This window comes from Streptomyces sp. NPDC003284, from assembly GCF_053589675.1.
This window is the reverse complement of sequence record NZ_JBSFSI010000012.1, coordinates 34,675-47,794: the sequence shown is the minus strand read 5'-3', so window position 1 is coordinate 47,794 and position 13,120 is coordinate 34,675. Positions and strand designations below refer to the sequence as shown.

The 13,120-nt window shown below is 73.6% G+C and carries 14 protein-coding genes; 3 read left to right on the top strand and 11 right to left on the bottom strand.

Translation table 11 applies throughout. The features are described 5' to 3' along the window. Window positions 1-116: 116 nt before the first annotated feature. Window positions 117-320 (bottom strand): hypothetical protein, encoded by a 204-nt coding sequence (locus ACWDYF_RS24080; protein WP_018567931.1) that lies wholly within the window; start codon window positions 318-320, stop codon window positions 117-119. 380 nt (window positions 321-700) lie between these two features. Next, complete coding sequence (locus ACWDYF_RS24075; protein WP_037888800.1) at window positions 701-982, bottom strand: acylphosphatase; 282 nt, start codon at window positions 980-982, stop codon at window positions 701-703. 170 nt (window positions 983-1,152) lie between these two features. Here ACWDYF_RS24075 and ACWDYF_RS24070 point away from each other — a divergent pair, with 170 nt between their 5' ends. After that, window positions 1,153-2,385: a CAP domain-containing protein gene (locus tag ACWDYF_RS24070; protein WP_389470308.1), complete on the top strand. Its 1,233-nt coding sequence runs from the start codon at window positions 1,153-1,155 to the stop codon at window positions 2,383-2,385. A 318-nt stretch (window positions 2,386-2,703) separates the two neighbouring features. Beyond that, window positions 2,704-3,099: a winged helix-turn-helix transcriptional regulator gene (locus tag ACWDYF_RS24065; RefSeq protein WP_018567928.1), complete on the top strand. Its 396-nt coding sequence runs from the start codon at window positions 2,704-2,706 to the stop codon at window positions 3,097-3,099. A 21-nt stretch (window positions 3,100-3,120) separates the two neighbouring features. On the opposite strand, the gene mutM is transcribed toward ACWDYF_RS24065, so the two are convergent. From mutM to ACWDYF_RS24020, 9 genes are all read right to left on the bottom strand, one after another. Beyond that, on the bottom strand, window positions 3,121-3,981 hold the full coding sequence (gene mutM / locus ACWDYF_RS24060; protein WP_389470304.1) for a bifunctional DNA-formamidopyrimidine glycosylase/DNA-(apurinic or apyrimidinic site) lyase: 861 nt from the start codon (window positions 3,979-3,981) through the stop codon (window positions 3,121-3,123). Between the two features lie 112 nt (window positions 3,982-4,093). After that, window positions 4,094-4,918, bottom strand: coding sequence for a ribonuclease III (gene rnc / locus ACWDYF_RS24055; RefSeq protein WP_107440688.1), 825 nt, complete (start codon window positions 4,916-4,918; stop codon window positions 4,094-4,096). Window positions 4,919-4,925: 7 nt separating this feature from the next. Continuing rightward, a complete protein-coding gene (gene rpmF / locus ACWDYF_RS24050; protein WP_003951102.1) occupies window positions 4,926-5,099 on the bottom strand; it encodes a 50S ribosomal protein L32 in 174 nt (57 codons plus the stop codon). A 2-nt stretch (window positions 5,100-5,101) separates the two neighbouring features. Next, window positions 5,102-5,755 carry a YceD family protein gene (locus ACWDYF_RS24045; protein ID WP_381741160.1) on the bottom strand — a complete coding sequence of 218 codons (654 nt, stop codon included), beginning with the start codon at window positions 5,753-5,755 and terminating at the stop codon, window positions 5,102-5,104. A 158-nt stretch (window positions 5,756-5,913) separates the two neighbouring features. Continuing rightward, window positions 5,914-7,041, bottom strand: coding sequence for an ATP synthase F0 subunit B (locus tag ACWDYF_RS24040; protein ID WP_389470300.1), 1,128 nt, complete (start codon window positions 7,039-7,041; stop codon window positions 5,914-5,916). Between the two features lie 99 nt (window positions 7,042-7,140). Next, on the bottom strand, window positions 7,141-7,620 hold the full coding sequence (gene coaD / locus ACWDYF_RS24035) for a pantetheine-phosphate adenylyltransferase (protein WP_018567923.1): 480 nt from the start codon (window positions 7,618-7,620) through the stop codon (window positions 7,141-7,143). 26 nt (window positions 7,621-7,646) lie between these two features. Next, window positions 7,647-8,234 carry a 16S rRNA (guanine(966)-N(2))-methyltransferase RsmD gene (gene rsmD / locus ACWDYF_RS24030; RefSeq protein ID WP_018567922.1) on the bottom strand — a complete coding sequence of 196 codons (588 nt, stop codon included), beginning with the start codon at window positions 8,232-8,234 and terminating at the stop codon, window positions 7,647-7,649. A gap of 111 nt (window positions 8,235-8,345) precedes the next feature. Next, window positions 8,346-10,625 (bottom strand): ATP-dependent DNA helicase RecG, encoded by a 2,280-nt coding sequence (recG, locus tag ACWDYF_RS24025; RefSeq protein WP_389470297.1) that lies wholly within the window; start codon window positions 10,623-10,625, stop codon window positions 8,346-8,348. 60 nt (window positions 10,626-10,685) lie between these two features. Beyond that, on the bottom strand, window positions 10,686-12,623 hold the full coding sequence (locus ACWDYF_RS24020) for a DAK2 domain-containing protein (RefSeq protein WP_389470294.1): 1,938 nt from the start codon (window positions 12,621-12,623) through the stop codon (window positions 10,686-10,688). Between the two features lie 265 nt (window positions 12,624-12,888). On the opposite strand from ACWDYF_RS24020, the gene rpmB reads away from it, so the two are divergent. Further along, window positions 12,889-13,074 carry a 50S ribosomal protein L28 gene (gene rpmB, locus ACWDYF_RS24015; RefSeq protein WP_003993230.1) on the top strand — a complete coding sequence of 62 codons (186 nt, stop codon included), beginning with the start codon at window positions 12,889-12,891 and terminating at the stop codon, window positions 13,072-13,074. Window positions 13,075-13,120: the final 46 nt, after the last annotated feature.

Here is a 13,120-nt window from a genome sequence, read left to right as displayed (position 1 = left end):
GGGAAGGGCGGGGCCGGAAAGAAAGAAGGGACGCCGAAGCGTCCCTTGCAAACTTCTGACAACTGAGCGGTTGACACGGGCAGCCCAACCACTGTGTCGCGGTGTCGATGCAGTGATCAGGTGAGCGCAGGCTCCGCCTGGTGTGCGTCGACGCGCTCCATGATCCTGTCGTGAGAAGCGGCAGCCGCCAGCGCGTCGTTCTCCGCCTGGATCCTTACGAGCTCGGATTCCAGGTCCTGGACGCGCTGCTGGAGCCGTCGCATCTCGGCGAGGAGTCGAGGGTCGGAGCCGCCGACGTAACCGAGAAGCGCCTTTGCCATGATGGATGGTCCTCCACACTGAGTGACCGACCGAATCGGTGTGGGTCGTGAGGGATTCGCACCCGTGGTGCTTGGCACTGTTGAGTTTTCACTGCCGTTCTTCCATGCCAAACAGCTGAGGTGCGCGGGCTTTCAGCGTCTCACCAAAAAGTTTGACGGTCAACACGATCACACCCCGTATCGACGGGCGTCCCGGGGGCGCGCGACCGGGGACCGGTGGCGCTGCGGCTCCTGCGGGCCCCGGGGGGCATGGCGGTCATCCTGCCCCTGCGCGGCAGGTCACGGCAAGCCTCTCTCGGCAGTCACCTGCCCTTTTCCGCGCGGGCAGATGCCGGTGGCAGGTGCGGGCCGGGCCGCGGTGCGGGACCGGGCGGACCGGCTCAGCGGATCGCGAAGCCGTCGTAGCCGCCGCGCGGTGTGTCCCAGATCTCGGTGACACCGTCGACGCGGCCGGGCGTGTCGCTGCCCTCCAGCCAGTCGAGGAGCTTCTGGCAGGCGGTACGGGGCCCCTCGGCGACCACCTGCACCCGCCCGTCGGCGAGATTGAGAGCAAAACCACTCAGTCCGCCGATCTCCAGGGCCGCGGCCCGGGTGAACCAGCGGAACCCGACACCCTGGACATGGCCGCGCACCCAGGCGACCAGCCGTGCTTCCTCACTCATGCCTGCAACCTAGCCGGGTGCCGTCCCCCCGGGCATGCCGGGCCCCCGGACCCATGAGGTACCGTCCCGACCCGATGCATTTCATATGAAACTCACTCGATCGAGTGACATGGGTTGACCGCGACGGCTCAGCACGCGCGGCGGCCGCAGGGACGAGGAAGGCCAGCACCATGGGACGGCACCGACACCCGGACGCCGGCCGCTCCGCCACGCGCCGCGCCGCGCGGGCCGGGGGCGCGGCGGGGACCGGCGGCACGCCCGGCCGCCCCGAGCGGCCTCCGGTCCCGGACCCGTACGCCGCCGTCGACGCCAGGGCCGAGCGGTACCTCTACGCGACGGACGACGACTACGCACGAGCCACGGGCACCGTGCCGCTGCCGCCCGGCCTCGAAGGCACGGCCCCCGCCCCGGCGCCGGACCCTCGGCGCGGCCGCCGCCGTCGCGGGCGGGCCGGGGTCCCGGTGCGGGCCGGGCTGCTCGGGGTCACGGCGGCCCTCGCCCTGGGCACGGTCGCGGTCGCCGCGGGTGTGGTGCCCGGACTGCACGAGTACCGGCTCGGCGGCGGCAGCACCTCCGGCGCGGACAGGACGCCCGCGGCGGGAGCCCCGTCCAACGGCGCGAGCGAGCAGGGCGGCACCTGGGGCGGCGCCCTCCCCGGCACCCGCCCGGCGGCCCCCGGACCGGGTCCGGTTCCGGATCCGGGTCCGGCCCCGAGCCGCGGCACCGATGACACGCCCCCGCCGTCCCCGTCCGCTGCCGCACCTTCCTCCCCCGCCACGCCTGCCGCGCCCTCTTCAGCTCCCGCTACCGCCCCCGCCTCCCCCTCCGTCTCGGCCCCGGACACGGCGGCCGCCCCTTCGCGGGCGACCCCGCCGCAGAGGGCCGCCGCACCGCCCGCCACCGCCCCGCCGAGCACCCCCACGCCCGCCGGGACCGCCACCGCCCCCGTCCCGCGCCCGAGCGCCCCGCCGCACGCGGCGGCCCCGGCACCGCGCCCCACCGGGGCTCCGGTGACGGTGTCCGCCGAGGCGGCGGCCGAGGCCGAGGTGGTGCGCCTGGTCAACCTGGAGCGGGCGAAGGCGGGATGCGGCGCGGTGGCCGCGAACAGCGCGCTGACCTCACTGGCCGAGAAATACAGCAGGGCCATGGCCGACCAGGGCTTCTTCGCCCACACCGACCCCGGCGGCGCGACCCCGTGGGACCGCGCGGCGAAGGCCGGGATCACCGGGCTCGGCGCCGAGAACATAGCCCGCGGCCAGTCCGGCCCGGCGGCCGTCATGTCCGCCTGGATGAACAGCCCCGAGCACCGCGCCAACATCCTGAACTGCCGCTTCACCACCCTGGGCGTCGGCGCGCACTTCGGCGCGGGCGGCCCTTGGTGGACGCAGGACTTCGGGTACTGAGCGCTACCCTGCGCGCGAGAGACGGCCGGGCCGTCCGTGTCCGAAGGGCGGGGGCTCCGTTGGCGGAGAAGCGCGGCGGCGCGGCGGTGGCGGAGCGAGAGCCCAGTCTGGCGACGGTACTCGGGGTGTTCGTCGTGCTGGCCGCGATTCTGGAGCGCGGTCTGACACTGCTCAACGGGTCTTCGAGGACGTACCTGGTCCTGGTGATCCTGGCGGACGGCTTCGCCGCGCGGGGGACGGCCTCGCCGCGCGGATCCAGGAGGCCCAGACGTGATCCGTGGCCCCTGGACGTCCGGGCCGGTCGCGTACGCTCGTGTCATGGGCATCACGCAGGAGCGCACCGCGGAGCAGGACCTGCCGTACGACGTGTTCGCCAAGGCGTGCCCCTCGCGCGGCACGCTGGAGCATGTGACGGGGCGGTGGGGGGCGCTCACCGTGGGGGCGCTGTACGAGGGGTCGCTGCGGTTCAACGAGTTGCGCCGCCGGGTGGACGGCGTGAGCGAGAAGATGCTGTCGCAGACGCTGCACGCGCTGGAGCGGGACGGACTGGTGCACCGGGAGGCGCAGCCGACGAGCCCGCCGCGCGTGGACTACGAACTGACCCCGCTCGGCCGGGAGGTCGCGGGGCGGCTGCTCGCCCTCATCCACTGCGTGGAGGACCGGATGGACGAGGTGCTCGCGGCGCGCGCCGCCTACGACTCCCGCGGCGCCTGACCGGCCGGGATCAGGTGCGGCTCAGGCCCGGCTCCGGGGCGCGGGCTGGCACTTGGGGCAGTAGTAGCTGGAGCGGTTCATCCAGGGGCGCCGGCGCATCGGGGTGGCGCAGCGACGGCAGGGCAGGCCCTCGCGCCCGTAGGCGTCCAGGGAGCGGTCGAAGTAGCCGGACTCGCCGTTGACGTTGACGTACAGGCTGTCGAAGCTGGTGCCGCCGACGGAGAGGGCCGCGTTCATCACGTCCCGGATGTGGGCGAGGAGTTCCGCTGTGCGGGGGCGGGTGAAGGCGGCGGTGGGGCGCTCGTAGTGGATGCGCGCCCGCCAGAGCGCCTCGTCGGCGTAGATGTTGCCGACTCCGCTGATCAGCGACTGGTCGAGCAGGGCGCGCTTGATGGTGGTGCGCTTGCGGCGCAGCGCCTGGTGGAACGCCTCGTCGTCGAACAGCGGGTCGAGGGGGTCGCGGGCGATGTGCGCGATGACGTCGGGCAGTCCGTCGCTCGTGTTGTCGTGCAGCGAGAGGCCGCCGAAGGTGCGCTGGTCCACGAAGCGCAGTTCGGTGCCGAGGGAGTCGGCGAACCGGACCCGGACGCGCAGGTGCTTCTCGTCGGGCGCCTCCTGCGGCTGTACGAGCAGTTGGCCGCTCATGCCGAGGTGGGCGAGGACGGACTGGTTGGTCTCCTCCAGCGGCAGCCACAGATACTTGCCGCGTCGGCGGGGCACGGCGATGTGGTGGCCCTTGAGCCGGTGCGCGAAGTCGTCGGCGCCCGCGAGATGGCGGCGTACGGCGCGCGGGTGCAGCACCTCGACGTCGGCCGCGGTGCGGTGGGCGACCCAGCGCTCCAGTCCGCGGCGGACGACCTCGACCTCGGGCAACTCGGGCATCGGGACCCCCGTGAAGGACCGTGGGGACCGTACGGTCCGCTCCGGTGGACGGTCCGAGCGCCCGCCCCCGCCGGGGAACCGGTGGGGGCGGGCGCTCGGGTGCTGTGCTCTGTCAGGCGGAGGCGGAGGACGCGTCGGCGTCCTGTGCGGCGGCGGCCTCCTCGGCCGCCTTGGCGCGCTCGTCCGCCGCGGCCCGGATGGACCGCCAGGCGGACTCGGCGGCCTGCTGCTCCGCCTCCTTCTTGCTGCGGCCGGTGCCGGTGCCGTACGAGACGCCTCCGACGCGGGCGGCAGCAGTGAAGGTCTTCTCGTGGTCGGGGCCGGTCTCCGTGACCAGGTACTCGGGGACACCGAGCCCTTCGGTCGCGGTCAGCTCCTGGAGCGACGTCTTCCAGTCCAGGCCTGCGCCCAGATTGGAGGACTTCTCGATCAGCGGGTCGAACAGGCGGTGCACCAGTTCGGAGGCCGCTTCGAGGCCCTGGTCGAGATAGACCGCGCCGATCACCGCTTCGAGGGTGTCGGCGAGGATCGACGCCTTGTCCCGGCCGCCCGTGCCCTCTTCACCGCGGCCGAGCCGGATGAAGGAACCCAGGTCGAGCCCGCGGCCCACTTCCGCCAGCGCACGCGAGTTGACCACCGCGGCCCGCAACTTGGCCAGCTGGCCTTCGGGCAGGTCGGGGTGGGTGCGGTACAGCGTGTCCGTGACGACGAGACCGAGGACGGAGTCACCGAGGAACTCCAGCCGCTCGTTCGTCGGCAGGCCGCCGTTCTCGTACGCGTAGGAACGGTGGGTCAGCGCGCGCACCAGAAGGGCGGACTCGAGCCGGTAGCCGAGCCGCCCTTCCAGAAGCGTGTGGGACGAGGCGGTGTTGTCCGATGGGCCACTCCCGCCTGCGCGGGAAGCGTTCTTCTTAGCCGTGGACACGGTGCCTCTCACCAGCCGCTCAGACCTCGAGGACCTGGCGCTTGTTGTAGGTGCCGCAAGACGGGCACGCGATGTGCTGCTGCTTGGGCTCGTGGCAGCGCTCGCACGCAACCAGGGTGGGGACCGCAGCCTTCCACTGCGACCGGCGGTGGCGCGTGTTGCTGCGCGACATCTTCCGCTTCGGAACAGCCACGGCTACTTCTCCTGCTTCTCGTCGGCGCGTGCTGACTGAGGCGCGCCGCCGCTCATCTCGTCCTTCTCGCCGTCCGACGTGGTGCCGGCGAGTCCCTGCAAAGCCGCCCAACGGATGTCGACGGCGTCGTGGTGGTGGTCCGGGTCGTCCGCGAGCCGCGCTCCGCACTGGGAGCACAGACCCGGGCAGTCTTCCTGGCACACCGGCTGCATCGGCAGTGCGAGCACCACCGCATCGCGCAGCAGAGGTTCGAGGTCGAAGAGTCCGTCCTCGAGAAGGAGCCTGTCCTCGTCGTCCTCGGCGTCGTCGCCCGGTTCCGCGATCACGCGGCCCCGGTCGTCGGCGTCAGGGTACGAGAACATCTCCTGGAAGTCCGCTTCGAGCTCCAGCCCGACCGGCTCCAGACACCTTACGCACTCCCCCTCGGCCTGTGCACGGGCGGTGCCTGTGACAAGCACACCTTCCATGACCGACTCGAGGCGGAGTTCGAGGGCGACCGGGGCGCCTTCCGGCACTCCGATCACTCCGTGGATACCGAGGTCCCGGGGGGCCGGGATCTCGCGGGTCTGGCGTTGCAGCGCACCAGGACGCCGCCCCAGCTCATGTGTGTCGAACACTAGAGGGTTGCGGTGGTCGAGGCGGGCGTTGTGAGCCATTCCTGCTTTCGGTTTCCGAACTCGGAGGGTCGCCGCCCCGGTGGTGCTCCCGGGCAGCGCTGACCGCGCACTTACGCGCGACCGAAGAGCCAGGATACTGGACCTTTCGCTCACGGCCCAATCCGGCCTCCTGACCGGCCCGCGGACCGGCCGCTCCCTCAGAGGCCGCGGCCCTGCTCGTACGCCCGCAACTGCTCGGCGCTGATCATGCCGGTGTCGAAGAGGCTGGTCTCGTCGAGCGCGTAGCCCTGCTGCGCGTGGCCCTGCTGCGGCTGCTGGTTCTGGTGAGGCTGCTGGGTCTGGTGGGGCTCGTGCGGCTGCTGGGGCTGGTTCGGGTCGTAGCCGCCTGCCTGCTGCGCGTCGTAGCCCTGGTAGCCGTAGGGGTCGGCCTGCTGCTGGTAGCCGTACGGGTCCTGCTGGGCGGCGTAGGCCGGCTGGTAGCCGCCGTACGGGTCGGGCTGCGCGGTCTGCGCGGTCTGGGGGTAGCCGTAGTCCGGCTGCGGCTCGTAGACCGGCTGCTGCGGCGCGGCCGGGGCCTCGGCGAGGGCGGCGGCCGGGGCGGGGGCGGGGCTGATCTCCGCGAGACCGGCCAGGTAGTCGGCGTCGCTGGAGTGCTGCACGGTGCCGGTGTCGTCGGCGAGGGCGCCGAGGTCGTCGGTGGCGATCCGGCCGTGCAGCTTCTGCCGGCCGCGGCCGACGGCCTCCAGCGTCTTGGCGAGCACGGCCTCGAAGGCGCCCAGCTTGAGATCGACGTAGGCGTCGGCGTCCCGGCGCAGGGTCTCCGGGTCGGGGCTGCGCTCGGGGGCGTCCTCGTCCTCGTAGCCGTCCTCGGTCAGTCCGGGACCGGTGCCGAGCAACTTCTCCCGGCCGCGGCCGACCGAGCCGAGGGTCTTGGTGAGGACCACCTCGAAGTTGGCGAGCTTGGAGTCGACGTAGTCGTCGGCCTCGGCGCGCACCTCCTCGGCCTCCTGGCGGGCCTCGGTGAGGATCCGGTCGGCCTCGGCCTGGGAGCGGCGGGCCACCTCGGTGTCGGAGATCAGCGAGCCGCGCTCGGCGTGCGCGGTCTCGATGATCCGCTCGGCCTCGCGCCGCGCCTCCTCGACCATCTGGTCCCGGTCGCCGATCAGCTCCTGGGCCTGCGCGAGCGAGCCGGGCAGGGCCTGGCGCACCTCTTCGAGCAGGGCGAGCAGGGCGGCGCGGTTGACCACGCAGGACGCCGACATGGGCATGGACCGGGCGCCGGAGACCGTGCTCACGATCTCGTCGAGCTTCTTCTGCACGTCCACGGTGTGCTCGCCACTCTCTACCGATGTGCGGGTAACGGACGGGACGACTGTACGACCATGCGGCAGCCGCCGGACACCGGGTGACGGGACGTCAGGCGCTCAGTCGCGCCGCAGCCGTGCGGTGAGCTGCTCCAGGACCACGTCGGGCACCAGGTGGGCGACGTCGCCGCCCCAGGCCGCGACCTCCTTCACCAGGGAGGACGACAGGAAGCTGTACGTCGGGTTGGTGGGCACGAAGAGGGTCTCGACACCGGAGAGGCCGTTGTTCATCTGGGCCATCTGGAGTTCGTAGTCGAAGTCGCTGACCGCGCGCAGGCCCTTGACGATGGCCGGGATGTCGCGCTGCTTGCAGAAGTCGACGAGGAGGCCGTGGAAGGACTCGACGCGGACGTTGCCGTAGTCGGCGGTGACCTGGCGGATGAGGTCGATGCGCTCCTCGATCTCGAACAGGCCCTTCTTGGACTGGTTGATCATCACCGCCACGTAGACCTCGTCGTACAGGCGGGAGGCGCGGGCAATGATGTCGAGATGTCCGTTGGTGATCGGGTCGAACGACCCGGGACAGACGGCGCGGCGCACTTGAGATCCCTCGCTCTCCGGTCCGGTCATCGTGCGTCTTCGCACGTAGCGGCGGCGCGACCGTACCAAAACGTTCCCTCGCCGTAACGGCGGGCCCGGATCGCGTCGAAGCCGGGCGGCCAGCCGAACTCGCCGCCCCTGGTGCTGCGCTCCACGGTGACGAGGGCCCGCTCGGCGAGCCACCCCTGCGAACGGAGTGTGAGCAGGATCTCGCGAAGATCGTCGTCGGAGACGGCGTACGGCGGGTCGAGGAAGACCAGGTCGTACGGTCCGGCGGCGGGCGGTGCCTGGACGATCTGCTCCGCCCGGCCCGCGCGCACCTCGGCGCCGGGCAGGCCCAGGGACTTGGCGTTCTCCCGGACGGTGCGCACGGCGCGGGCGTCGGCCTCGACGAGGAGGGTGTGCCCGGCGCCCCGGGACAGCGCCTCCAGGCCGACGGCGCCCGAGCCGGCGTACAGGTCGAGGACCCGCTCGCCGTCGAGCGGGCCGCCCAGGAGGGACTGCCAGGTCGAGAAGAGGCCCTCGCGCGCGCGGTCCGAGGTGGGCCGGGTGCCCTGGCCCGGGGGTACGGCGAGACGGCGTCCACCGGCCCGGCCGGCGATCACGCGGGTCATGTCCTTGGGTCCTTGTCGGTGCTCGGCGGTGCGGGAGGGGCCCGGCGGTGCCGTGCCGGGTGCTGCTTGCTGCCCGGGGGTACGGCTCGGACGCGGGCCGTACCCAGTCTGTCAGCCCTTCTCCAGGTACTGCTCCCGCTCGTCGTCCAGCAGGGCGTCCAGGGCCGTGCGCAGTCCGGGCAGCGACTCCAGGGCGGGGTCGGCGGCGACCAGGGCGGCGGCCTCCTCGCGGGCCTCGGCGATGATCTCCTCGTCCTCGATGACGGCGAGCACCCGCAGGCTGGTGCGGGCCCCGGACTGGGCCTGGCCGAGGACGTCGCCCTCGCGGCGCTGTTCGAGGTCGATGCGGGAGAGCTCGAAGCCGTCCAGGGTGGCGGCGACCGCGTTCAGCCGCTGGCGGGCGGGGCTCGCCTCGGGCATCTCGGTGACCAGCAGGCACAGGCCCGGGGCCGTGCCGCGGCCGACCCGGCCGCGCAGCTGGTGCAGCTGGGAGACGCCGAAGCGGTCGGCGTCGGTGATCACCATCACGGTGGCGTTGGGGACGTTGACCCCGACCTCGATGACGGTGGTGGCGACCAGGACGTCGGTGTCGCCCGCGGCGAAGCGGCGCATCACCGCGTCCTTGTCGTCGGGCTGCATCCTGCCGTGCAGCACCTCCACCCGCAGCCCCTTCAGGGGGCCCTCGGCGAGCGTGGCGGCCACGTCCAGGACGGCGAGCGGCGGGCGCTTGTCGGCGCCCTCCGGGGGTTCCGCGCCCGCCGCGCCCTCCGAGCCCTCCGCCGTCTTCCCGGCCTTCGCGGACCTCTTCCCGGACGCCTTCTTCGGGTCGTCCTCCTCGTCGCCGATGCGCGGGCAGACGACGTACGCCTGATGGCCCTCGGCCGCTTCCTCGCGCACCCGCTCCCAGGCGCGCGCGAGGAAGTGCGGTTTGTCGGCGGCCGGGACGACATGGCTGGCGATGGGCGAGCGGCCGGCCGGGAGCTGGTCCAGGACGGAGGTCTCCAGGTCGCCGAAGACCGTCATCGCGACCGTGCGCGGAATGGGGGTGGCGGTCATCACCAGCAGGTGCGGCGGCTGCTTGCCCTTGCCGCGCAGGGCGTCGCGCTGCTCGACGCCGAAGCGGTGCTGCTCGTCGACGACCACGAGTCCGAGGTCGTGGAAGCGCACCTTGTCCTCGATCAGCGCATGGGTGCCGATGACGACGCCGGCCTCGCCGGTGGCCAGGTCCAGCAGGGCCCGGCGGCGGGCGGCGGCGCCCATGGAGCCGGTGAGCAGCACCACCTTGGTGGCGTGCTCGGGTCCGGCCAGGGTGCCGCCCTCGGCCAGCTCGCCCATCATCTCGGTGATCGACCGGTGGTGCTGCTGGGCCAGCACCTCGGTGGGGGCGAGCATGGCGGCCTGCCCGCCCGCGTCGACCACGGCGAGCATGGCGCGCAGCGCCACCATGGTCTTGCCGGAGCCCACCTCGCCCTGGAGCAGGCGGTGCATCGGGTGCTCGGTGGCCAGGTCGGCGAAGATCTCCCCGGAGACCTTGCGCTGGCCCTCGGTGAGGGTGAAGGGCAGCCGGTCGTCGAAGGCGTCGAGGATGCCGCCGGGGCGCGGGCGGCGGGCGACGGCCGGCAACTGGGCGTCGGCGTGGCGGCGGCGGGCCAGGGCGACCTGGAGGACGAACGCCTCGTCCCACTTCAGGCGGGCGCGGGCGTCGGCGATGTCCGCCTTGGTGTGCGGGCGGTGGATCTTGAGCAGGGCCTCGGGAAGGGTGACCAGGCCGCGGCCCGCGCGCAGGGTGTCGGGCAGCGGGTCGACGGCCTCCCGGGCGGTGGGCAGGACGGTCTGGACGGCCTTGCCGATCTTCCAGGACTCCAGCTTGGCGGTGGCCGGGTAGATCGGGATGAGGGCGCCCGCCCAGGACTCGACGGTCTCCTCGGGGTCGTCGGTGTCGCCGGTGAGCAATTCGTAGGCGGGGTGGGCGAGCTGGAGCCGCCGGTTGAAGACGGAGACCTTGCCCGCGAACAGCGCGCGCGTGCCCGGCAGCAGCTCCTTGTGCGGCTTGTGCACGCCGTTGCCGAAGAAGACGAGCTGGAGGCGGCCGCTGCCGTCGGTGATCGTCACCTCCAGGCGCTGGCCCTTGCCGCGCGGCGCCCGGGAGGAGGCGAAGGAGTGCAGGCGGGCGTCGGCGACCTGGGCGACCACCGTGACGTGCTCGTCCATCGGGAGGTCGGCGAGGTGGGTGAGCTGGCCGCGCTCCTCGTATCTGCGGGGGTAGTGGTGGAGGAGGTCACCGACGGTGTGCAGGCCGAGGTGCTCGGCCATCACCTTCGCGGTGGCGGGGCCGAGCACCGACTTGAGCGGTTGGCGCAGTGGTTCTGGCAGTGCGGGCACGGGATCCATTGCACACCACGGCACTGACAATCCGCGGACGCGGTACGGACCGGCGGGTGGCCGGGCGGGCTACTCCACGCCGATGAGCAGCAGCGCGCCCTGCCTGCCGCCCCGCAGGACGACCGTGTCGACGGCGAGGTAGGACTCGCGGACGCGGGTCTCCAGGCCGTCGGCGACGGAGTCGGGCAGTTCCTCGCCGAGGACGAGGGTGACCAGTTCGCCGCCGCCCGCGAGCATCCGGTCCAGGACCGCGCGCGCGGTGTCCGCGACGTCCGGGCCGATCACGGCCACGTCGCCGTCGATGAGGCCGAGGACGTCGCCGGCCTGGCAGATCCCGGCGCTGGTCCAGGAGCGGTGCTCGGCGACGGTGACCTCGCCGTGGCGGGTGGCACCGGCCGCCGACGTCATGGCGACGACGTCCTCGTCGAAGCGGCGCCCGGGTTCGTGCACCGCGAGGGCGGCGATGCCCTGGACCGCCGAGCGGGTGGGGATGAGGGCGACCCGCACGCCCTCGCCGCGGGCCTGCTCGGCCGCGGCGGCGGCGGTGTCGCGCAGTTCGGCGTCGTTGGGCAGCAGGACCACCTCGCGCGCGTGCGCCCGCCGTACGGCCTCCACCAGTTCGCCGCTGGCGGGCGGCTCCCCCGGCCGGGCGAGGACCGTGGTGGCCCCGGCCTCGGTGCACAGCGCGGCCAGTCCCTCGCCGGGCACGACGGCCACCACGGCCCGCTGGGCGCGCTCGCGCGGCGGGCGCGCGGCGGCCCCGGTGTGCGCGTCTCCGGCGCCGAAGTGGGTGATGCGGATCCGGTGCGGGCGGCCGGCCTCGACGCCCGCCTCCACGGCGGCACCGGCGTCGTCCACGTGCACATGGACGTTCCACAGTCCGTCGCCGCCGACCACCACCAGGGAGTCCCCGAGCGCGTCGAGCCGCCGCCGCAGCCGGGCGACGGACGGGTCGTCGGCCTCCAGGAGGTAGATCACCTCGAAGGCGGGGCCCTGGCCCGGTGCGGCGGCGGGCGCGGCGGACGGCACCGGCGGGGTGTGCGCGCAGGCCGGGGGCGGGGCGGCGGGCGCGGGGACCGCAGCGGGTGCGGGCGTCGCGGGAGCCTCACGGTCCATCGTGTCCGCCACGTCCGCCGTGTCTGCCGTGTCTGCTGCGTCCGCTGCATCGGCCGTGTCCGCCGTGTCCGGCCCGCCCGCGTCCGGCTCATCACGGCCGCACACGCGCGCGTGCGGCACGGCCGGACGGTCCCCGGCCCTCTGCGCCTGCCGCCGGGCACCCGCCGGACCCGTGCCCGCCTCCGTCCCCGTCCCCGTCCCCCGGCCCCGCGCGGCGGCGGGCGCCTGCCCGGTGAACGTCTCGACCAGGGCCGCCAGCACGGCCACCAGGCCGCTTCCGCCCGCGTCGACCACCCCGGCGCGCTCCAGCGCGGCGAGCTGGCCCGGGGTCGCCGCCAGGGCCGTCCGCGCGCCCTCGTGGGCGGCCCGCGCGACCGCGCCGCAGTCGCCCTCGGTGCCGCAGGCCGCGTCGGCCGCGTCGGCGGCGGCCGAGGCGACCGTCAGGACGGTGCCCTCGACGGGGTGCGCCACGGCCTGGCGGGCCGAGTCGGCGGCGCGGCGCAGGGCGCGGCGCAGTCCGTGGCCGTCGGCGCGGGCCTCCGCCCCGTCGGCGGCCAGCACCTCGGCCATGCCGCGCAGCAGCTGGGCGAGGATCGTCCCGGAGTTGCCGCGCGCGCCGATGAGCGCGCCGTGCGCCATCGCCCGCGCGGCCTCGGCCAGGGAGGGGCCACCGGGGCCGGTGCCGCCCGCCTCGTGGCCCGCGAACACGGCTTCGACGGCGGCGGCGGCGGACTCCACGGTCAGGTAGAGGTTGGTGCCGGTGTCGCCGTCCGCCACGGGATAGACGTTGATCGCGTCGATCTCCTCGCGCGCCCGTCCCAGGGCGCGCAGCGCCAGTCCGCACCAGGTGCGCACCGCCGGCGCGTCGAACGTCTGCGCCACCTGTGCCACCTGCGCCTCCTCTGAGCTGCCGGACCGGACGGCAGCGTAGACCCAGGGGCGGTGTGCACCGGAAGAGGGCCGGGCCGGGCCCCTGGGCAGCCATGGTAGTTTCGTTGTACGGGAGCAGGCGTTGTATGCTGCTCCGGTTGCCCGACCTGGTCGGGCTCTCCCCCTGGCACCGCCACTCAGATTCAGCGCGCTCGTCGAGCCTCCGGACCTGATCCCGGCATGCCGGGATCAACCGTAAGTGCATCTGAAGTCTTTGGAGTGACCCGTGGCTGCCAACTGCGACGTCTGCGGCAAGGGGCCGGGCTTCGGCAACAACATCTCGCACTCGCACCGCCGTACGTCCCGTCGCTGGAACCCGAACATCCAGCGTGTGCGTACCGTGGTCGGCGGGACGCCGAAGCGCGTGAACGCTTGCACCTCGTGCATCAAGGCCGGCAAGGTCTCGCGCTGACGCTCAGCTGAGCGCGCGGCCACTGCCGGTTCGCTGCACTGAGCCG